The sequence below is a fragment of the Lutibaculum baratangense AMV1 genome (assembly GCF_000496075.1).
GTDB lineage: Bacteria > Pseudomonadota > Alphaproteobacteria > Rhizobiales > Tepidamorphaceae > Lutibaculum > Lutibaculum baratangense.
Window position 1 is genome coordinate 176,801 of record NZ_AWXZ01000007.1, and the last position, 19,789, is coordinate 196,589.

A 19,789-nucleotide genomic window follows, 5' to 3' on the forward strand; every position below is an offset into this window, starting at 1 on the left:
GAGCACCGAGGTGCGGCAAGAAGGAAGGATCTACCTGATGCGTAGGGGAATGACGCGGTCTTTCGGCGCGCTGATGCTGGGCGCAGCACTGTTCGCTGCCGGCCAGGCAAAGGCCCAGGACGGCGGAAACAACCAGGAGCCGGCCGCGCAGGCGGACAGCCACGCGCACGATCACGACCATGATCACGGCCAGGAGCAGGCCCACGGCCACTCGCACGGCTCCGACGCGATCTACAAGGGGCACTTCGAGGACAGCCAGATCGAGGCGCGGCAGCTTTCGGACTGGGAGGGGGACTGGCAGTCGGTCTACCCGTATCTGCAGGACGGCAGCCTGGACGAGGTCATGGTCCACAAGGCGGCCCACGGAGACAAGACCGCTGAGGAGTACCGGGCGTACTACGACACCGGCTACAGGACGGATGTCGAGCGCATCACGATCAGCGGCGACACCGTCACCTTCTACGAGAACGGCGAGCCACTGGAGGGCCGGTACGCCAGCGACGGCTACGAGATCCTGACATACAAGGCGGGAAACCGAGGCGTGCGCTTCATCTTCGAGAAGACCGACGGCGACGAGGCGGCGCCGGACTTCATCCAGTTCAGCGACCATCGGATCGCCCCCGAGAAGGCCGATCACTACCACCTCTATTGGGGCGACGATCGCGCGGCGCTTCTCGAGGAGGTCACGAACTGGCCGACCTACTACCCCTCCTCGCTCAGCGCAGAGGAGATCGTCCGCGAGATGATGGCGCACTGAGCCACGGGCGGCGCAGCGCGGCTTCCGGCGTCAGACAACCCGGAGCTTAGCCGCCCGCCTTCATCAGCCGCTCGGCCGCCGCCCTCGCCTCGTCGGTGATGGTGGCGCCCGAGAGCATGCGCGCGATCTCCTCGCGCCGCGCCGGGCCCTCCAGCGGCTCGACGCGCGTCGACACCGTGTCGGCATCGCCGTCCTTGCGGATGAGGAGATGCCGGCTCGCGCGCGCCGCGACCTGCGGCGCGTGCGTCACGCTCAGCACCTGGACCCGCTCGGCGAGGCGGGCGAGCCGCGCGCCGATCGCGTCGGCGACGGCGCCGCCGACGGCGACGTCGATCTCGTCGAACACGAGCGTCGGCGCGCTGCCCCTGTCCGCGAGGGCGACCTTGAGGGCGAGGAGGAAGCGCGAAAGCTCGCCGCCGGAGGCGACCTTCAGCAGTGGGCCGGGATGGGTGCCGGGGTTCGTCTGGACCCAGAACTCCACCCGGTCGAGCCCCTCGGCGCCGGGTCGCCCGTCGGTGTCGACGCGCGTCTCGAACCTCGCGCGCTCGAGCCGCAGCGGCGGCAATTCGTGCGCGACCGCCTCGTCGAGCTGCGTGGCCGCCGCGCGGCGCGCCTCCGACAGGCGCGAGGCCGCGGCGTCATAGGCGCGCTTCGCATCGGCGAGACTGGCCTCGAGCGCCTCCAGGCGCTGTCCGCCGGTGTCGATCTCCTGAAGCTGCGAACGCAGCCTCTCGCGCAATGCCGCGAGATCGTCGACCTGCACCTGGTGCTTCCGGGCGGCGGCGCGCAAGGCGAAGAGCCGCTCCTCCGTCGCCTCGAGCTCGCGCGGGTCGAAGGCCGCCTCGGAGAGCGCGTGCTCGATCGCCTGCTGCGCCTCGTCGATCTGGTTGTAGAGCCGCTCGAGCGCCGCGACGACGGGCTCGAGGAGCTGCGGCAGGTCGCCCGCCCGCCGCTCGAGCCGCCGGAGCGCCGCCGCGACGACGGGCCCGGGCGAGGCGTGGCCGCCCACGATCTCGTTCGCCTCGTTCAATTCGCCGACGAGCTTCTCCGAGTGCATCATGACCTGGCGACGGTCGGCGAGCCGCTCCTCCTCGCCTGGCTCGGGGCCGAGCTGGTCGAGCTCCTCGACGGCGTGCTCGAGATACTCACGCTCGGACGCGGCCTTCTCGAGCGCCTCCCGCGCCTCCTCGTGCGCCTCGCGCAGGGAGCGCCACTCGCGCCACAGCCGGCCGATCTCCGCGACGTCGGGCTCGAGGCCCGCGAAGGCGTCGAGCAGGCGGCGGTGCTCGGTGGGGTCGACGAGGGCGCGGTCGGCGTGCTGGCCGTGGATCTCGACGAGGGCGGCACCGACGCGGCGCATCATCTGGGCGCTCGCCGGCTGGTCGTTCACGAAGCCGCGGGTGCGGCCGTCGGCGCTCTGGATCCGGCGCAGGATGAGCTCGCCCTCGGCGTCGAAGCCCGCCTCCTGCAGCACGGACCGCGCGGGATGGTGCGGTTCGAGCTCGAACAGGGCCGTCACCTGCCCCTGATCGGCCCCGCGTCGCACGAGGCCCGCGTCGCCCCGGCCGCCGAGGGCGAGCGAGAACGAATCGAGCAGGATCGACTTGCCCGCTCCGGTCTCGCCGGTGAGCGCGCTCAGGCCCGGCGTGAAGTGGATGTCGAGCCGGTCGATGATGACGATGTCGCGGATCGACAGGGTCGACAGCATCGCCCTCTCACAGGAGCGAGCCCGAGCTGCTGAAGGCCCGGCTGATCCAGGACTTCTTGTTCTCCTCGGGCTCGTAGCCGCCCTTCTGGAGAAGCGTGTGGGCGTCCCTGTACCACTGGCTGTCGGGATAGTTGTAGCCGAGGACCGCCGCGGCGGTCTGGGCTTCCTGCACGATGCCGAGCGCGTAGTAGGACTCGGTCAGGCGCAGCAGCGCCTCCTCGACATGGCGGGTAGTCTGATAGTCGGTGACGACCGTGCGGAAGCGGTTGATCGCCGCGAGGTACTGGCGCTTGCCGAGATAGTAGCGCCCGACCTCCATCTCCTTGCCGGCGAGCTGGTCACGCGCGACATCCAGCTTCTCGCGCGCCTGCACCGCATACTCGGAGTTCGGGTACTTCTCGAGGATCTCGCGATAGGCGGCCGACGCCCGCTCCGCGCGCTGCTGGTCGCGGCCGACGTCGGAAAGCTCCTGATAGTAGGATTCCGCGACGAGGTACTGCGCGTAAGCCGCATCCTCGCTGCCGGGATAGAGAGTGACGTAGCGCCTGCCCGACGCGATCGCGTCGGTGTAGTTGCCGCCCTCGTAGTTGGCGTAGGTCGCCATGAGAAGGGACCGGCGCGCCCACTCCGAGTACGGGTGGATGCGGTCGACCTCCTCGAACTTCTTCACGGCCTCGTTGTAGGAGCCGGAGCTGATGAGGGCGAGACCCTCGTTGTAGAGCTGGTCGGCCGGGTCTTCCTGGATGTTGGCGAATTCGCTCTTGCCGCCGAACCCGCTGCAGCCGGCAGCCGTCAGGGCCACGCTCGCGAGCATGAGGGCCCGCAGCGACTGGATCGGGAAGGCGCGTGCGCGGCTCGTACTCTTTGGCGTGCTCATGAGGTCGTGCAAACCGTTGCTATCTCCGCTCGTCTCGGCCGAGCCGGGCGGACTTTAGCTGAAACCCGCGCCGGCGCAACCATTGGCCGCGGGATCTCGCTGCCGGTGCAATCGAGCGGAAATGTGACACGCGCTCAGGACACTTCCGGTCCGTAGGCGGCAGCCGGCAGCCGAGCCCCGAGATCGGCATGGGCCGCGCTGCGCCGCCCGGAGGGCTGGCCGTAGCTCCAGCTCCACGCATCGGGATCGGCCATCAGTGCGGACACGACCGCGGCGTTGATCCGGTGGCCGCCGCGCACCGAGCGATACGAGCCCAGGATGGGCGCCCCAGCGAGGCTCAGATCGCCGATCGCGTCGAGCACCTTGTGGCGCACGAACTCGTCGGCGTAACGCAGCCCCTCCGGATTGACCACCTCGCCCTCGCCGACCACGAGCGTGTTGTCGAGGGACGCGCCGAGCGCGAGGCCCTTCGCCCACATCGTCTCGACGTCTCTGAGGAAGCCGAAGGTGCGCGCCCGCGAGACGTCCCGTGCGAAGCTGCCGCCCGCGAAATCGAACGCGTAGGACTGCCTGCCGATCAGCTCGTCGTCGAAACGGATCTCCAGCTCGACGCGCCGGCCGTCGAACGGCAGAAGCTCGCCGGACGCTCCGCCTTCCTGCACGCGAACGGGCTTCAGAACCTTGATGTAGCGGCGCGGCGCCGAGATCGCACGAATTCCGACCGCGAGGATCGCCTCCACGAACGGGGCGGAACTCCCGTCCATGATCGGCATCTCCGGGCCGTCGACCTCGACGAGGAGGTTGTCTATCCCCAGACCCGCGATCGCCGCCATCAGATGCTCGACGGTCGCGATCGAGCCGCGCTCGTTGCCCAGCACGGTGCAACGTGCCGTCGACACGACGGAGGAATGGAGTGCAGGAATCTCGATCTCGCCGCCGTTGGCGACGCTCACGAAGACGATACCCGCATCAGCGCCTGCCGGCTGCAGCCTGACGGTCGCCCTGTCGCCGCTGTGGACCCCCACGCCCGAGAGCCGGATTTCGTTGCGGATCGTGGTCTGAAGCGTGGTGTTCATCGTGCCCGTCTCGAGGAGCCGGCGAAGCGCCGACCGAGGTCTGTCAGTCCGAGCTTTCGTCGCGGTGCTGCGGCCGGCTCGGTCGTGAGATATCCGGGAGAGCTCCGGAGCGATCGGGAATCGAACTCGCGTGCGCGACGCGGGATCCCGATGCGTCAGCTTTTAGCGAGTCCCCCTGGTCGAGCCAAATCACGCTTGTTTACGCTCTGTTACGCGGGAACGGAGGGCGTTTTCGCGCCCTCCGTCCCCAGCTTCGTCGCGTCCCGCCTCAGTTCGCCTGCCGGCGGAGGAAGGCCGGGATCTCGTACTGGTCGTCTTCCACCGCGGCCGGGCGACGGGGGGCGCTCGCCACCTGCGGGGCGTGACGCTGCTGCGGCGCAGGAGCCTGCGGCCGGGGCGCGGGCTTCGCGAACTCCGAGACGGGCTCGCGTGCCGGGGCCGGAGCCTCCCGCTGCGGCTGCTGCTGCGCCTCGGGCTCCTCGTCCCGGCGCGCGAAGTTCTGCGCCAGACGGCCGAGCAGGCCAGGCTTGCGGCGCGCGGCCTCGGGCGCGGCCTCGGCCGCCCCCGGGATCATGCCGTGCGCACGCATCTCGCGCTGCGCGACGAGAGGGAAGTCCTCGACGCGCGGCAGCCTGGGACCGCCATGAGGGGTCTGCGGCTCGATCGCCTGCTGCGGCTCCTCGTGCCCGTAGTAGGCCTCGTCCGCATAGAAGTCCTGCTCGTCCTGCGAGACGAAGCTCTCCGGCGCGTCATCCTGCAGGTCGGCCGCCTGAGCGTGCTCGTAGGACGGCTCCGGCTGGTAGGCCTGCGGCTCCGGGCGCTGCGCCTGGATCTGGACCGGCCTTTCCTTCGGCTTGCGGAGACGCTCGGTGAGGTCGTTGATCGCCGCCTCGGCCGTGCGCTCGACGGCGGTGCCGGCCTGGTCGATGCCCGTGGCGACGACGGAGACGCGGATGACGCCCTCGAGGCTCTCGTCGAAGGTGGCGCCGAGGATGATGTTCGCCTCCGGGTCGACCTCCTCGCGGATGCGGGTGGCCGCCTCGTCGACCTCGAAGAGAGTGAGGTCGTTGCCGCCGGTGATCGAGATCAGGAGGCCTCGCGCACCGCGCATCGAGATCTCGTCGAGAAGCGGGTTCGCGATGGCCGCCTCGGCTGCCTGGATCGCGCGCTTGTCGCCCGACGCCTCGCCGGTGCCCATCATCGCCTTGCCCATGTTGCGCATGACGGCGCGCACGTCGGCGAAGTCGAGGTTGATGAGGCCTTCCTTCACCATGAGGTCGGTGATGCAGGCGACGCCCGAGTAGAGCACCTGGTCGGCCATCGCGAAGGCTTCGGCGAAGGTGGTGCGCTCGTTCGCGATCCGGAACAGGTTCTGGTTCGGGATCACGATCAGCGTGTCGACGCAGCTCTGCAGCTCCTCGATGCCCGCCTCCGCGACCTTCATGCGGCGCTTGCCCTCGAAGTCGAAGGGCTTCGTCACGACGCCCACCGTCAGGATGCCGAGATCCCGCGCCGCCTGGGCGATGACAGGTGCGGCGCCCGTGCCGGTGCCGCCGCCCATGCCGGCGGTGATGAACACCATGTGGGCGCCGGAAAGGTGGTCGTTGATCTCGTCGATCGCCTCCTCGGCGGCCGCGCGGCCGACCTCGGGCTGGGAGCCGGCGCCCAGACCCTCGGTGACGGCGACACCCATCTGGATGATGCGCTCGGCCGCCGAGGTCGACAGCGCCTGCGCATCGGTGTTGGCCACGACGAACTCGACGCCCTTGAGCCCCGATTCGATCATGTTGTTGACGGCATTGCCGCCGGCGCCGCCGGTGCCGAAAACCGTGATCTTTGGCTTCAGCTCGGTGATGTCCGGCATCTTCAGGTTGATGGTCATGGCACCCTCGTCTCTAATCACTTGTTCTCTGCCGGCACCGTGGCCGCCGCAGACACTTCAGAAGCTTTCGCGTATCCAGTTCCCGACGCGCGCGAGATAGCCGCCGGACGTACCCGCATGAGCGCCACCGGCCCCGCGCCGGTGATGTTCCACATTGGCCACCAGCGGGTAGGCGAGCAGACCGGCCGTGACGGCGAAGGCCGGGCCCTTGGCCGCGTCGGGCAAGTTCTTCACGCCGACGGGCCTGCCAATGCGGATCTTGAGGCCGAGGATCCTCTCGGCCAGTTCGACCATCCCGGGCAGCTGGCTCGCGCCGCCCGTGAGCACCGCCCGCCCGCCGGCGAGGCCGGAGAACGGCGTGGCGCGGAACCTCTCGCGCAGGAGCTCCAGGATCTCCTCGACGCGGGGGCGTACGATCTCGGTGATCTGGGCCCGCGAGACGAGGTGGCTGCCGCCGGCTCCCTCGACCTCCCCCACCAGCGGGACGCTGATGCCGTCGCCATGGAAGGAGCCCGCGCCGAGCGCGCTGCCGTAGAGCGTCTTGATCCGCTCCGCCGCCTCGAGCGAGGTGGAGAGGCCGCGCGCCAGGTCCATGGTGATGTGGTGACCGCCTATCGCCACCCCGTCGGAGTAGACGAAGCGGCCATGAGCGAAGATCCCGTAGGTCGTCGTGCCGCCGCCCATGTCGATGACGGCGGAACCAAGCTCCGATTCGTCGCCGACCATTGCGCCCAGCCCCGCCGCATACGGGCTCGCCACGACGGCCTCGACGGTCAGGTGGCAGCGCTCGACGCACAGGACGAGGTTGCGCGCGGGCGCGGCCTCGGCGGTGACGAGATGCATGTCGACGCCGAGCTCGTGGCCGGCCATGCCGCGCGGATCGCGGATGCCGCCGGCGCCGTCGAGCGAGAAGGCGATCGGCAGGGCGTGCAGGGCGACGCGGCTCGACTGTATGGAATGGGCGCGGCCGGCCTCAAGGCCGCGGCGAACGTCGCCCTCCTTGACCTCCGGGCCCACGACGTCGACGCAGGCCGAGAAGTTCTGGCTGTTCAGGCGCCCGGCGCCGAGATTGACGATCACCGACGCGACGGTGACGCCGGCCATCCGCTCGGCCGCGTCGACGGCGAGGCGGATGGAGCGCTCCGTCGCCTCCATGTCGACGATCGCGCCGCGCTTCATGCCGGTCGCGCGCTGGTGGCCCACGCCGAGCACCTCGATGGCGTGGCTGCGCGCTTCCTGCTCCTTGCCCTGCGGCTTCAGCCGGGCGATCACGCAGGTGATCTTGATCGATCCGATGTCGAGCACGGCGACCACGGCGGCCTTGCCGGCGGCGACGCCCTTCGACCGGGGCAGCCAGTCGTCCTGACGCCTCGTCATATGCTCTTGCCCTTGTTCTTGCGGCCGTTGCGGCCTTCGAAGCTCGCCTTGCGCTGCATGGCGGCCTGCTCCGAGAGCTTCAGGATGATGCGGTCGGGGAGGCGTAGATCCACGGCCACGAGATCGCGGGAGAGAAGGGCCTCGTCGCGATCGAGCTCCGCGAGCTCCGCGACCGCCCCCGCGGCGTCCACCTCGGGAAGCTTCACCTCGACCCCGTTGTCGAGCCGCACGTTCCAGCGCCGGTCGGCGACCCGGACGGCGGCGCGGAAGCGGGCCGCGACGCGCGGATGCGCCCGGACGATGTCCATGAGGTCGGCGGCGCCGCGGTTCGCGCCGTAGCCGACGAGGAGCGGGAGGCTCGCGAAGCGCGGCTCGGTCAGCTCCTCGATCGCGCCGCCATCCCGGCCGACGATCGAGACGATCCCGCCGATCTGCCAGAGGGCGAACGCCTCGCGCTCCTTGACGTCGATCCGGAGGGTGTTCGGGTACAGCTTCTGGACGGTCGCCTCCTCGACCCACGGCAGCTCCATGAGGCGCTGCCGGGCCAGGAAGGGATCGAAGGTCAGGATCGACGGCGACGAGGCGAGGTCGAGCGCCTGGACGATCTCGTCCTCGCTCGTCTCGTCCGCCCCCGTGATCTGGATGCTGTGGACCCCGAGGCCCGTCACGGCGGCGACCTCCGCCGTGGCGCGGACGGCCCCTTCGCGGAAGCTCTGGATGTGGTCGCCGAGAACGATGCCGTAGGCGGTCGTCGCCGCGAAGAAGGCGCCCGTCGCCATCAGCCCCGCGCGGCGCGGCAGGTGCAGCTCGACGAAGCTCCGCGCCACCCTAAGGGCGGGGGCGTAGGCACCGACGCCGAGCGCATCGAGAAGGCGGGACCTTCTCTGCCTCCCGGCACCCGACGACTGGAGCATTTCGTGAACTCTACCCATACCTGCGCCCTAGCGGTTGCACCCGGCATCCTCGACCATCCAGCGCACCAGCTCGGGAAAGCTGTGCCCCGCGTGCGCGGCCATTTCCGGCACGAGGGACGTCGCCGTCATGCCGGGCTGCGTGTTGACCTCGAGGCAGACGAGACCGGAGGCACCCTCCGCCCTTTCGTCGTACCGGAAGTCCGCTCGACTCACGCCGCGACACCCGAGCGCTTGATGCGCCTTGAGCGCTACTCTCTGCACTTCTTGGTAAACAAAGGGTGAAATCTCGGCCGGCAGAATGTGGCGAGAGCCGCCGGCGGCATATTTTGCCTGGAAATCGTAGAAGCCCTGCTCGGGCACGATATCGATCACGCCGAGGGCCACGTCGCCCATCACCGCGCAGGTCAGCTCGCGGCCGGAAACGTAACGTTCCACAAGGACTTCGTCGCCGAACTTCCACTCGTCGGAGTAGAGCTCCTGCGGCGGATGCTCGCGGCCCTCGGGCACGATGAAGACGCCGAAGCTCGACCCTTCGGCGTTCGGCTTGATGACGTAGGGAGGCGGCAGAACGTGCCGCCTCGCCGCCTCCAGGCGGTCGACGAGCCTGCCCTCCGCGACGGGGATTCCGGCCGCCTTGAAGATCGTCCGCGCCCGCGACTTGTCCATCGCCAGGGCCGAGGCGAGAACGCCGGAGTGGGTGTAGGGGATGCCGAGAAACTCCAGCAATCCCTGGACCTTGCCGTCTTCTCCGAAAGGTCCGTGCAAGGCGTTGAAGACGACGTCGGGCTTCAGTTCCTGCAGCACCGAGCCGATCGTCCTGTCCACGTCGACCTTCGTGACGCGGTAGCCGGCCTCCTCGAGGGCCTTCGCGCAGGCGGTGCCGGAGGAGAGGCTGACCTCACGCTCCGCGGACCAGCCGCCCATCAGGACGGCAACGTGCTTCGTCATCGCTTCTCAACCCTTCTGTTGCGAACAGGCTCTGCCGTTCGGATGGCCGACGGGCTCGTGCACAGGATCGATCGCGGACTTCGTGTCGAGGCTCGTCGGCGTCTGACGTCCGCGGCCGCTCCGGCGCGGCCCGTGCGGACACGGAGGATGGGGCGGCCGTCTCCGGCCACGGGCGCGGCTCCTCAGGCGGCGCGGCGGCCGAGGAACGGCTCGACCTCGCGGCCGGCGGCGAAGTCGCCCACCCGCTTGATCTCCCAGTCGAGCGCGACGCCGCTCGTCTCGAGCACGCGGGCGCGGACGGTCTCGCCGAGCGTCTCGATGTCGTGGGCGGTCGCGTCGCCCGTGTTGATGAGGAAGTTGCAGTGCATCTCGGAGACCTGCGCGCCGCCGATCCTGAGGCCGCGGCATCCCGCCTGGTCGACGAGCTGCCAGGCCTTGCCGCCCGGCGGGTTCTTGAAGGTCGAGCCGCCGGTGCGGCTCTTCACCGGCTGGGACGACTCCCGGCTGTCCGTGATCGCGTTCATCTCGGCGAGAATCGTCTCGCGATCACCCTCATCGCCCTGGAACAGCGCCTCGGTGAAGATCCAGTCGGCCGGCGCCTCGCTGTGGCGGTAGCTCATGCCGAGTTCCGCCGCCGGCACCTCGCGGATGCGGCCGGAGCGGTCGACGGCGCGGACGGAGACGAGCGCGTCCTTCGTCTCGCCGCCATAGGCCCCCGCGTTCATCCGCAGTGCCCCGCCGAGGCCGCCGGGAATGCCCCGGAAGAAGGAGAGGCCCGACAGCGCAGCATCGGCGGCCGCGCGCGCGACCTTCACGTCCGGAACCGCCGCCCCGACACGCAGCCGACCGCCCTCCTCCACCTCGACCTTCGCGAAGCCGCGCCCGAGCCGCACGACCACGCCGGGCACGCCGCCGTCGCGGATGAGAGAGTTCGAGCCGAGGCCGATCACCCGAACGGGAAGGTCGGACGGGGCCCTCGAGAGGAAATATGCGAGATCCTCCTCGTCGGCCGGCGAGAACAGGACCTGTGCCGGTCCCCCGACGCGGAACCAGGTGATCGGCGCCATGTCCTCGTTGGCCGAGAGCCGGCCCCTGAGGTCCGGCGCGGCCTCGCGCAGGGCGGGAAGGATGTCGGCGTGGCTCATGCCGGACGGTCGCTTTCGGCAAGCTGCTTCGGGAGCGCATGCGCCCACTGTGTGATGTTTCCGGCCCCGAGGCAGACGACGATGTCGCCCGGCCCCGCCAGGTTCCGCACCTCCCCGGCAAGGGCGTCGGGCGAAGAGAGCGGACGCGCGTCGCGGTGGCCCGAGGTCCTGAGACCCGCGACGAGCCCGTCACGGTCGGCACCCTCGATCGGCGCTTCCCCCGCCGAATAGACGTCGGCGACGAAGACGGTATCGGCGTCGTTGAAGCAGGTGCAGAACTCCGGGAACAGGCTCTGGAGCCGCGTGTAGCGGTGCGGCTGCACGATCGCGATCACCTTCTTGTCGGTGGCGCTGCGAGCGGCGCGAAGCACCGCCGAGATCTCGACGGGATGGTGGCCGTAGTCGTCGTAGATCGAGGCGCCGTTCCAGGTGCCCGTCAGCGTGAAGCGGCGATTGACGCCGCCGAAGCCTGCAAGCGCCCGGGCGATCTGCTCTCCCCGCACGCCGAGCCGGTCGGCGACGGCGATCGCGGCGGTCGCGTTCAGCGCGTTGTGCTTGCCCGGCATCGGCAGGACGAGATCGTCGAGCCGGCGCGTCGCGCCGGTACGGTAATCGCGGAAAACGACCGAGAAATGCGTCTTGCCGCCTGCGAACGAGACGTCGACCAGGCGCACGTCGGCCTGGTGGTTCTCACCGTAGGTCACGACCTCGCGATCCTCGATCGTGCGCACGAGCGTCTGGACCTCCGGGTGGTCGGTGCACATCACGGCGAAGCCGTAGAACGGCACGTTCTCGACGAAGGCGCGGAACGCCGCCTTCACCCCGTCGAAGGAGCCGTAGTGGTCGAGATGCTCGGGGTCCATGTTCGTGACGATCGCGACCTCGGCCGGCAGCTTCACGAAGGTCCCGTCCGATTCGTCGGCCTCGACGACCATCCAGTCGCCGGCACCCAGCCGGGCGTTCGTGCCCCAGGCGTTGATGATGCCGCCGTTGATGACGGTCGGATCGAACTGGCCGGCATCGAGGAGCGCAGCCACCATCGACGTGGTCGTCGTCTTGCCGTGCGTGCCGGCGACGGCGACGCAGTCCTTGAGGCGCATGAGCTCCGCCAGCATCTCGGCCCGCCGCACGACGGGAAGGCGCTGCTGGCGCGCCGACGAAAGCTCCGGGTTGTCGCGCTTCACCGCGGAAGACACGACGACGACGGTGGCGTCGCCGAGGTTCTTCGCGTCGTGGCCGATCGAGACGGCGATCCCCATGTCGCGGAGCCGCTTGACGTTCGCGTTCTCGGCGATGTCGCTGCCCTGCACGGAGTAGCCGAGATTGTGGAGGATCTCGGCGATGCCGCTCATGCCGATGCCGCCGATCCCGACGAAATGGATGATGCCGGTTTCCTGCGGTTGCTTCATTCGTGATGTCCAGACTTCGTGTTGGGGATGGCCCGGCCCTCGGCGAGGGCGATCACCACGTCGGCGAGCGTCGCGGCGGCATCGGCGTTCCCGACCTGCCCCGCCGCGGACGCTCCGGCGGCGAGCCCCTGAGGGTCGTCCATCCGGTTCTTGATTTCGTCGGCCAGCCTGTGTGCGTCGAGCGAGGCCTGCGGCAGGAGCCAGCCGCCCCCTGCCTTCGCCATGGCGGTGGCGTTCAGAAGCTGGTCGTTGTCGAGTGCGTGCGGCAACGGGATGAGGATTCCCGGCCGCCCGATCACGGCCAGCTCGGCGACGGTGCTCGCGCCGGACCGCGAGACGACGAGGTGGGCGTCGGCGATCCGCTGCGGCATGTCCATGAAGAAGGGCTGAAGCTCGGCCTCGACGCCGAGCGCCCCGTATCCCGCCCGGACGCGCGCGATGTCCTCCTGGCGGCACTGCTGCACGATCTTCAGTCGCCTGCGATCCGCCTCGGGAAGCCTCGCGACGGCACCCGGCACGACGTCGGACAGGATCTTCGCGCCCTGGCTGCCGCCGAAGACGAGGAGGCGGAACTCTCCATCCACGGCAGGCGCCTCATAGGGCCGCGCGGCCGCCTTCACCGCCGCCCGTACCGGGGCGCCCGTGAAGACGGCCTTCGCCGCGTTCTCGCCCAGCATGTGGACCTTCGGGAAGCTCGTCGCGACGAGATCCACCTTCGAGGCGAGCATCCGGTTCGCGCGTCCGAGGACTGCATTCTGCTCGTGAATGGCCGTCTTGATGCGGAGGGTCCGCGCGGCCAGGAGCGGCGGCACCGTGGGATACCCGCCGAACCCCACGACAGCCTTCGGCCCGGTCCTTCGCAGGATGCCGAGAGCCCTCAGGAAGCCGGAGCCGAGCACGAGGCCCGTGCGGGCATAGGCGACCGGGTTGCGCGCGCTGAGCGTCGCCGACGGCACCACGTGGACTTCCCGCGCGGGAAAGCTCGAGCGGAAACGGTCGACGCGCTCGTCGGCCGCGAGGTCGACCTCGTAGCCTCGCTCGACGAGCGCCTCCGCCAGCGCCTGGGCCGGGAAGAGATGGCCCCCCGTGCCACCGGCGGACAGCAGGATGAGCGGCTTGTCGCGCTGCCTCCCGCTCATGCCCGCCCCGCGCCGGGGACGAGGTCCTTGATGATCGGAGCGGCCTGCGCGCGGCGGCGACTGAGCCCCAGCACCATGCCCATCGCGTAGGCGAGCGAGATGATCGACGAGCCGCCGAACGAGACGAAGGGGAGCGTCATGCCCTTTGCCGGCATGAGACTGAGGTTCACCGCCATGTTGATGACCGACTGCAGCCCGAACAGGACGACGAGCCCGGTGATCGCGAGGCGCGGGTAGGGATCCTCGCTGCGACCCGCATGTCCGATGCCGCGGAGCACGATGAATGCGAAGAGCAGGACGAGCAGCATGCAGGCGACCGCGCCGAACTCCTCGCCGGCGACGGCGAACACGAAGTCGGCGTGGCTGTCCGGCAGCGACTGCTTCACGATGCCCTCGCCCGGGCCGCGGCCGAGCCAGCCGCCATTCACGAAGGCCTCGAGCGACCGGTCGACCTGGTAGGTGTCGGCCGAACCGGGGGTCAGGAAGCCGTCGATACGCTCCCTCACGTGGCGCAGCATGAAATAGGCGAGCACGATGCCCATCGCGGCGATGCCGGCAAGGGCGAAGATCCAGATCCATGACAGGCCGGCCGCGAAGAACAGGGCGCCCCACACGAGCGTGGCGAGCATCGTCTGGCCGAAATCCGGCTGCGGGACGAGGAGCGCGACGAAGATGCCGAGGAGCACGAAGGCCAGGAGGTTGCCCGGCATGTCCGGCCGCTTGATGCGCTCCGCGAAGAGCCAGGCGACGAGGACCACGAAGGCCGGCTTCACGAACTCCGACGGCTGCAGGTTCACCCCGCCGACCGAGAGCCACCGCCGCGCGCCCTTTACCTCGGCGCCCACGAAGAGGGTGGCCACCATGAGAGCGCAGCCGATCACGAAGATGACGAGCGCCGCGCGCCTGCCCTGACGCTCGTCGAGAAGCGAGACGCCGATCATCACGGCGATCGCCGGCACGAGATACATGGCCTGGCGCTCGACGAAGTAGAAACTCGACAGGTTGATGCGCTCCGCGACCGCCGGACTGGCCGCGAGGGACAGGATGAGCCCGATCGAGATGAGGGCCGCGAGCGCCGCCAGCATCGTGCGGTCGACGGTCCACCACCAGTCGGATAGCGCGTTTCTATCGGTGCGGGAAAGCATCAGACAGCCTCTCTGGGCTTGAGTGCGACACCGTCGAGCGCGCCGACACACCGCCGGAACGCATCGCCGCGGGCTTCGAAGTCTGCGAACTGGTCGAAGGAGGCACAGGCAGGCGCGAGGAGCACGACGCCGGGGGCGGCGTCCTTCTCCGCGTTCTCTGCCGCCGCGCGAACGGCCGCCTCCATATCACCGGCGATCTCGTGCGGGACGTTCGCGTGCGCCAAGGTCTGAGCAAACGCCTCGGCCGCCTCGCCGATGAGATAGGCGCGCGCGACGCGGGGGAAGAGCGCCTCGAGGCTGTCGATCCCGCCCGATTTAGCCCTTCCGCCGGCGATCCAGTGGATGTGCTCGAAGCTCGACAGGGAGCGGGAGGCCGCGTCGGCGTTCGTCGCCTTTGAATCGTTCACGAAGACGATGCGGCCGTGCCGCGCCACCTCTTCCATCCGGTGAGCGAGGCCGGGAAAGCTCGTCAGCCCGCGCGTCGCCTCCTCCATCGGCACGCCGAGCGCGACGACGGCGGCCACGGCCGCGGCCGCGTTCTGTGCGTTGTGCTGTCCGCGCAGGGCAGGAACGGAGGCCAGATCGGCGACGGCGCCGTCCCCTTCGCCGTCACGCCACACGAGGCGGGTGCCGTCGGCGAAAAGCCCGGCGTCGAGCGATCCGAGGCAGGAGACTTCGGTCACCGCGCGACCGCTCTCCCGCGCCTGTGCCGCGACGACGCGCGTGACGTCGTCGTCGACGGCGAGCACGGCCCTGTCGGCTTCCATGACCATGCGCGCCTTCACGGCGGCGTAGTTCTCGAAGGTGCCGTGCCGATCGATGTGGTCCGGCGTCACGTTGAGGAGGATGCCGACGCTCGGGTTCAGCGTCGGTGTCAGGTCGATCTGGTAGGACGACATCTCGAGGACGTAGGTGATGTCCGGCGACAGGTCGTCGAGGCTGAGGCAGGCGGTGCCGATATTGCCTCCAACGCCGACGCGGCGACCGGCCTGCCTGAGCAGGTGCCCGATCAGGGCCGTGGTCGTCGACTTGCCGTTGGTGCCGGTGATCGCCACGACCGCCGCCCCGGGAGCGCGGTGCGCCCTTTCGCGGAAGAACAGCTCGGTGTCGCCGATGATCTCGATCCCGGCGGCCAGCGCGCGCTCCACCGTCCAGTGCGGCGCGGGGTGCGTGAGCGGCACGCCCGGGCTGAGGACGAGCGCGGAGAGCCCGCCGAAGTCGAGCCCGCGCAGGTCGTCGACGGGGAAGCCCTGCCGCCTCGCCTCCTCGGCGCGCGGTGCGGAATCGTCCCAGAGCACCACCTCGGCGCCGCCCGCGATCAGCGCGCGCGCGGCCTCGAGACCGGTGCGCGCGAGCCCGAAGATCGCGACCTTGTGTCCCTCGAGGCAGGTGACCGGGATCATCAGCTCACCTCAACTTCAGCGTGGAGAGGCCGATCAGCGCGAGCACGCCGGCGATGATCCAGAACCGCACGACGATCTGCGCCTCGCCCCAGCCGAGCTGCTCGAAATGGTGATGGAGCGGCGCCATCTTGAAGATGCGCTTGCCCGTCAGCTTGTAGGACACGACCTGCACGATCACCGACACCGCCTCGAGCACGAAGAGGCCGCCGACGATCGCCAGCACGATCTCGTGCTTGATGGCGACGCTGATCGCGCCGAGCATGCCGCCGAGGGCGAGCGAGCCGGTGTCGCCCATGAAGATCGAGGCGGGCGGCGCGTTGAACCAGAGGAAGCCGAGGCCGGCGCCGATGACCGCGCCGCAGAGGACCGCGAGCTCGCCTGTCCCGCTCACGAAGTGGATCTGCAGGTATTCCGAGAAGACGGCGTTGCCGACGAGATAGGAGATCATCCCGAACGTGCCGGCGGCGATCATGACCGGCATGATGGCGAGGCCGTCGAGGCCGTCGGTCAGGTTCACGGCGTTCCCCGCGCCGACGATGACGAAGGCGCCGAAGGGAATGAAGAACCAGCCGAGATTGATGATCAGGTCCTTGAAGAACGGCAGGGCGAGCGACGTGGAGAACGGCGGCTGCCCTACCAGCGTCACGGCGAAGACGGCGAGGCCCGCGATCAGCGTCTCGATGGCGAGCCTCTGGCGGCCGGAGAAGCCGTTATTGGCAGAGGCCTTCGTGACCTTCAGGTAATCGTCGTAGAAGCCGATCAGGCCGAAGCCGAGCGTGACGAAGAGCACGATCCACACGTAAGGGTTGGCGAGATTCGCCCAGAGCAGGACGGAGACGACGAGCCCCGTCAGGATCATGAGCCCGCCCATGGTGGGGGTGCCTTGCTTCGTCAGAAGGTGCCCGGCCGGCCCGTCGGTGCGGATCGGCTGGCCCTTGCCCTGCCGCAGGCGCAGCATCCGGATGATGCCCGGGCCGAAGAGAAAGACGAAGAGAAGGGCGGTCATGACGGCGCCGCCCGTGCGGAAGGTGATGTACCGCAGGACGTTCAGCAGCGGGAACTGGTCGCCAAACTCGCCGAGAAAATAGAGCATTCGGGTCTTCCGGGTTCTACGCCGCTCCGGCCGCATCGTCGGGAAAGCGCTGTCGCAGCTCCTTGACGATCGGCCCCATGCGGCTGCCGAGGGACCCCTTTACCATGACGACGTCGCCGTCCCGCAACTCCGCCACGAGGTGTGGCAGCAGAGCATCGGAGCCGGCGGCGTAGCGTCCGCGCCTGGCGTGCGGGACGGCCTGCCAGAGCTCGTTCATCAGCGGCCCCGAGGCGTAGACGAGATCGATCTCGCACCGCCGAAGATCGTTGGCGAGCTCGCGGTGCATGCCCGGCCCCTCCTCGCCGAGCTCGAGCATGTCGCCGAGGACCGCGATCCTGCGCCCGCGGAAGCCGGTGTCGGCCTGGCCGAGCATCTCGATCGCGGCGCGCATCGAGACGGGATTGGCGTTGTAGCTCTCGTCGATCAGCGTCGCACTGCCCCGCGGCAGCTTCAGCTGGAAGCGCGCGCCGCGCCCGGCCGGCGGCGCGAGCTCGCCGAGGGCGAGGGCCGCGAGCGCCAGATCCGCGCCGGCGATCTTCACGGCGGCGAGGACCGCGAGGCTGTTGAGGATGAGATGGCGCCCGGGGACGCCGAGCTTGTAAGTGACCTCTGTGCCGAGGATGTCGGCGACGACGCAGGAGCAGTCGGCGTGAAGCTTGTAACGGCGGACGCGCGCGGCCGCGCCCTCCCGCTCTCCGAAGGACACGACGTTGAGACCGCGCGCCTGAGCCTTCGCCGCGAGCCTGTCGAAATGCTCGTTGTCGAGGTTCAGGATCGCGGTGCCGCCCGGCTCCATGCTCTCGAAGATCTCGGCCTTGGCGTCGGCGATCTCTTCGACCGAGTTGAAGAAGGCCAGATGCACGGGGGCGACCGTGGTGATGATCGCGACCTGGGGCCGGACGAGCAGCGTCAGCGCCGCGATCTCGCCGGCCGCGTTCATCCCCATCTCGAAGACGCCGTACTCGGTGTCCTGCGGCATCCGGGCGAGCGACAGCGGCACGCCCCAGTGGTTGTTGAAGGAGGCGACCGAGGCGTGCGTCCGGCCCGCCTTGCCGAGCGCGAGGCGCAGCGCCTCCTTCGTGGAGGTCTTGCCGACGCTGCCGGTCACGCCGACGATGCGCGCGGCCGTCCGGTCACGCGAGGCGGCCCCGAGAGCGGTCAGCGCGGCGAGCACGTCCGCCACCACGACCAGCGGCCCCGGCGGCGGGTCGAAGCGGTGCATCTCCCGCTCGGCGACGACCGCGACCGCGGCGCCGCGCTCGAAGCACTGGGCGACGAAGTCGTGGCCGTCGAAGCGGTCGCCGCGAATGGCGAAGAACACGTCGCCGTCGCCGATCGTCCGGCTGTCGATCGACACGCCGTTGATGTCGCCGACCTCGCCGCCGACGGAGCGGCCATTGACGGCCTCGAGAAGGGACCTGCCGGTCCAGAGCGCGTTCATTCTGCCTTTTCCTCGGCCAGCACCTCTGCCACGACCTCGTGGTCGGAGAACGGCAGCGTCCTGCTGCCGACGATCTGGCCAGTCTCGTGTCCCTTCCCCGCCACGACGAGGATGTCGCCCGCATCGAGGTCGGCGATCGCCTGCGCGATGGCGGTCCGGCGGTCGCCGATCTCCGTCGCGCCGGGAGCGGTCTCCATGATGGCCGCACGAATCGCTGCCGGCTCCTCGGAGCGCGGGTTGTCGTCGGTGACGTAGACCCGGTCCGCGAGCCGCGTCGCGACCTCTCCCATGATCGGGCGCTTCCCGGGGTCGCGATCGCCGCCGCAGCCGAAGACGACCGCGAGCCGGCCCTTCGCGAAGGGCCGCAGCGCGCGCAGCACGTTGTCGAGCGCGTCGGGCTTGTGGGCGTAGTCCACGAAGACCAGCGCGCCGTTCCCGCGGCTGCCGACGAGCTCGAGGCGGCCCTTCGCGCCTTCGAGCCGCGTCATCGCCTGCAGCACGTCCGGCAGCGCGGCGCCCCCGGCCAGGGCGAGGCCCGCGGCCACGAGGGCGTTCGCCGCCTGGAACTCGCCGGCCAGCGGCAGAGAGAGGTCGACGCGCGCGCCGAGCACCTCGAGCTCGAGATGCTGCTGGAAGCCGTCGGGCCGCAGCCCGAGCAGCCTGATCTCCTTGCCCTCGCGGCCGACCCGCAAGAGCTCCACGCCCCGCCCCTCGCACACCTCGGCGACGGCGCGCCCCTCGGCGCTGTCGACATCGACGACGGCCGTGCCGTCGTCCGGCAGCAGCGATCGAAAGAGCCTGAGCTTCGCCTCGAGATAGGCCTCGACGGTCGGATGGTAGTCGAGATGGTCGCGGCCGAGATTGGTGAAGCCCGCGGCCTGTATGCGCACGCCATCGAGCCGGTGCTGGTCGAGCCCGTGGCTCGAGGCTTCCATGGCGAGATGAGTCACGCCCGCACCGGCGAGTTCCGCGAGAACCTGGTGGAGGCGCACGGTGTCGGGCGTGGTGAGCGAGCCGTATGCCGCCTTGCCGGGCGCGACGACGCCGAGCGTTCCGAGGCTCGCCGCCATGAAGCCCGAAGCTTCGAACATCTGCCGCACGAACGACGCCACGGACGTCTTCCCGCTCGTCCCGGTCACGGCCACGATCGTCTCGGGCTGGCTGTGATAGAAGCGCGCGACGGCGCGGGCGAAGGCGCCACGCGGCTCGTCCACCCGCACGACCGGTGCGTGGCGTGCATCCTCGACATGCACGGCGGCGGAGCGCGCGGCGATGGCCGCTGCTGCACCGGCCTCCAGCGCACCGTGCAGGAACTGCGCGCCATCGACCCGGGTGCCCGGGAGGGCGGCGAAGAGATAGCCCGGGCGAACCTCGCGCGAGTCCGCAGTCACGCCGACGATCTCGATGTCTCTCTGCGCGGGATCGAGCTCGTCGGGGACGTCCACGAGGTCGGCAAGTCGGATCACGTCGAACAC

General features: G+C 69.8%; 16 protein-coding genes. 1 reads left to right on the forward strand and 15 read right to left on the reverse strand.

Annotated features, from left to right (window positions below; translation table 11 throughout):
• Positions 1–37: 37 nt before the first annotated feature.
• Positions 38–757 (forward strand): ZinT family metal-binding protein, encoded by a 720-nt coding sequence (locus N177_RS01525; protein WP_040484929.1) that lies wholly within the window; start codon positions 38–40, stop codon positions 755–757.
• Between the two features lie 46 nt (positions 758–803).
• On the opposite strand, the gene recN is transcribed toward N177_RS01525, so the two are convergent.
• The 15 genes from recN to N177_RS01600 all read right to left on the reverse strand — a co-directional run bounded on the left by recN (position 804) and on the right by N177_RS01600 (position 19,777).
• Complete coding sequence (recN, locus tag N177_RS01530) at positions 804–2,465, reverse strand: DNA repair protein RecN (protein ID WP_023430458.1); 1,662 nt, start codon at positions 2,463–2,465, stop codon at positions 804–806.
• Positions 2,466–2,472: 7 nt separating this feature from the next.
• Positions 2,473–3,342, reverse strand: coding sequence for an outer membrane protein assembly factor BamD (locus tag N177_RS01535; protein ID WP_040484962.1), 870 nt, complete (start codon positions 3,340–3,342; stop codon positions 2,473–2,475).
• A gap of 134 nt (positions 3,343–3,476) precedes the next feature.
• Positions 3,477–4,418 carry a UDP-3-O-acyl-N-acetylglucosamine deacetylase gene (lpxC, locus tag N177_RS01540; RefSeq protein WP_023430460.1) on the reverse strand — a complete coding sequence of 314 codons (942 nt, stop codon included), beginning with the start codon at positions 4,416–4,418 and terminating at the stop codon, positions 3,477–3,479.
• Between the two features lie 268 nt (positions 4,419–4,686).
• Positions 4,687–6,300, reverse strand: coding sequence for a cell division protein FtsZ (ftsZ, locus tag N177_RS01545; protein ID WP_023430461.1), 1,614 nt, complete (start codon positions 6,298–6,300; stop codon positions 4,687–4,689).
• A 57-nt stretch (positions 6,301–6,357) separates the two neighbouring features.
• Positions 6,358–7,677 carry a cell division protein FtsA gene (gene ftsA, locus N177_RS01550; RefSeq protein ID WP_023430462.1) on the reverse strand — a complete coding sequence of 440 codons (1,320 nt, stop codon included), beginning with the start codon at positions 7,675–7,677 and terminating at the stop codon, positions 6,358–6,360.
• Complete coding sequence (locus N177_RS01555) at positions 7,674–8,591, reverse strand: cell division protein FtsQ/DivIB (protein ID WP_051402200.1); 918 nt, start codon at positions 8,589–8,591, stop codon at positions 7,674–7,676. The genes ftsA and N177_RS01555 overlap by 4 nt, the downstream gene beginning before the upstream one ends.
• Positions 8,592–8,618: 27 nt before the next feature.
• Positions 8,619–9,539, reverse strand: coding sequence for a D-alanine--D-alanine ligase (locus N177_RS01560; protein ID WP_023430464.1), 921 nt, complete (start codon positions 9,537–9,539; stop codon positions 8,619–8,621).
• 182 nt (positions 9,540–9,721) lie between these two features.
• On the reverse strand, positions 9,722–10,684 hold the full coding sequence (murB, locus tag N177_RS01565) for a UDP-N-acetylmuramate dehydrogenase (protein ID WP_023430465.1): 963 nt from the start codon (positions 10,682–10,684) through the stop codon (positions 9,722–9,724).
• Positions 10,681–12,093 carry a UDP-N-acetylmuramate--L-alanine ligase gene (gene murC, locus N177_RS01570; protein ID WP_023430466.1) on the reverse strand — a complete coding sequence of 471 codons (1,413 nt, stop codon included), beginning with the start codon at positions 12,091–12,093 and terminating at the stop codon, positions 10,681–10,683. The genes murB and murC overlap by 4 nt, the downstream gene beginning before the upstream one ends.
• Positions 12,090–13,232: an undecaprenyldiphospho-muramoylpentapeptide beta-N-acetylglucosaminyltransferase gene (gene murG, locus N177_RS01575; protein WP_023430467.1), complete on the reverse strand. Its 1,143-nt coding sequence runs from the start codon at positions 13,230–13,232 to the stop codon at positions 12,090–12,092. Before murG ends, murC begins: the two co-directional genes overlap by 4 nt.
• Positions 13,229–14,377 (reverse strand): putative lipid II flippase FtsW, encoded by a 1,149-nt coding sequence (gene ftsW, locus N177_RS01580; RefSeq protein WP_023430468.1) that lies wholly within the window; start codon positions 14,375–14,377, stop codon positions 13,229–13,231. Before ftsW ends, murG begins: the two co-directional genes overlap by 4 nt.
• Positions 14,377–15,780, reverse strand: a complete 1,404-nt coding sequence (gene murD / locus N177_RS01585) for a UDP-N-acetylmuramoyl-L-alanine--D-glutamate ligase (protein WP_023430469.1) — start codon at positions 15,778–15,780, stop codon at positions 14,377–14,379. The genes ftsW and murD overlap by 1 nt, the downstream gene beginning before the upstream one ends.
• Before the next feature lie 4 nt (positions 15,781–15,784).
• Positions 15,785–16,873 (reverse strand): phospho-N-acetylmuramoyl-pentapeptide-transferase, encoded by a 1,089-nt coding sequence (gene mraY / locus N177_RS01590; protein WP_023430470.1) that lies wholly within the window; start codon positions 16,871–16,873, stop codon positions 15,785–15,787.
• Between the two features lie 16 nt (positions 16,874–16,889).
• Positions 16,890–18,314, reverse strand: coding sequence for a UDP-N-acetylmuramoylalanyl-D-glutamyl-2,6-diaminopimelate--D-alanyl-D-alanine ligase (locus N177_RS01595; protein WP_023430471.1), 1,425 nt, complete (start codon positions 18,312–18,314; stop codon positions 16,890–16,892).
• Entirely contained in the window at positions 18,311–19,777 is a 1,467-nt protein-coding gene (locus N177_RS01600) for a UDP-N-acetylmuramoyl-L-alanyl-D-glutamate--2,6-diaminopimelate ligase (RefSeq protein WP_051402208.1), read from the reverse strand. The genes N177_RS01595 and N177_RS01600 overlap by 4 nt, the downstream gene beginning before the upstream one ends.
• Between the last annotated feature and the right edge of the window lie 12 nt (positions 19,778–19,789).

Bases quoted from the DNA above. Each gene is read 5' to 3' on its own strand.
- N177_RS01525 (WP_040484929.1), top strand. From the start codon at position 38: ATGCGTAGGGGAATGACGCGGTCTTTCGGCGCGCTGATGCTGGGCGCA.
- recN (WP_023430458.1), bottom strand. From the start codon at position 2,465: ATGCTGTCGACCCTGTCGATCCGCGACATCGTCATCATCGACCGGCTC.
- N177_RS01535 (WP_040484962.1), bottom strand. From the start codon at position 3,342: ATGAGCACGCCAAAGAGTACGAGCCGCGCACGCGCCTTCCCGATCCAG.
- lpxC (WP_023430460.1), bottom strand. From the start codon at position 4,418: ATGAACACCACGCTTCAGACCACGATCCGCAACGAAATCCGGCTCTCG.
- ftsZ (WP_023430461.1), bottom strand. From the start codon at position 6,300: ATGACCATCAACCTGAAGATGCCGGACATCACCGAGCTGAAGCCAAAG.
- ftsA (WP_023430462.1), bottom strand. From the start codon at position 7,677: ATGACGAGGCGTCAGGACGACTGGCTGCCCCGGTCGAAGGGCGTCGCC.
- N177_RS01555 (WP_051402200.1), bottom strand. From the start codon at position 8,591: ATGCTCCAGTCGTCGGGTGCCGGGAGGCAGAGAAGGTCCCGCCTTCTC.
- N177_RS01560 (WP_023430464.1), bottom strand. From the start codon at position 9,539: ATGACGAAGCACGTTGCCGTCCTGATGGGCGGCTGGTCCGCGGAGCGT.
- murB (WP_023430465.1), bottom strand. From the start codon at position 10,684: ATGAGCCACGCCGACATCCTTCCCGCCCTGCGCGAGGCCGCGCCGGAC.
- murC (WP_023430466.1), bottom strand. From the start codon at position 12,093: ATGAAGCAACCGCAGGAAACCGGCATCATCCATTTCGTCGGGATCGGC.
- murG (WP_023430467.1), bottom strand. From the start codon at position 13,232: ATGAGCGGGAGGCAGCGCGACAAGCCGCTCATCCTGCTGTCCGCCGGT.
- ftsW (WP_023430468.1), bottom strand. From the start codon at position 14,377: ATGCTTTCCCGCACCGATAGAAACGCGCTATCCGACTGGTGGTGGACC.
- murD (WP_023430469.1), bottom strand. From the start codon at position 15,780: ATGATCCCGGTCACCTGCCTCGAGGGACACAAGGTCGCGATCTTCGGG.
- mraY (WP_023430470.1), bottom strand. From the start codon at position 16,873: ATGCTCTATTTTCTCGGCGAGTTTGGCGACCAGTTCCCGCTGCTGAAC.
- N177_RS01595 (WP_023430471.1), bottom strand. From the start codon at position 18,314: ATGAACGCGCTCTGGACCGGCAGGTCCCTTCTCGAGGCCGTCAATGGC.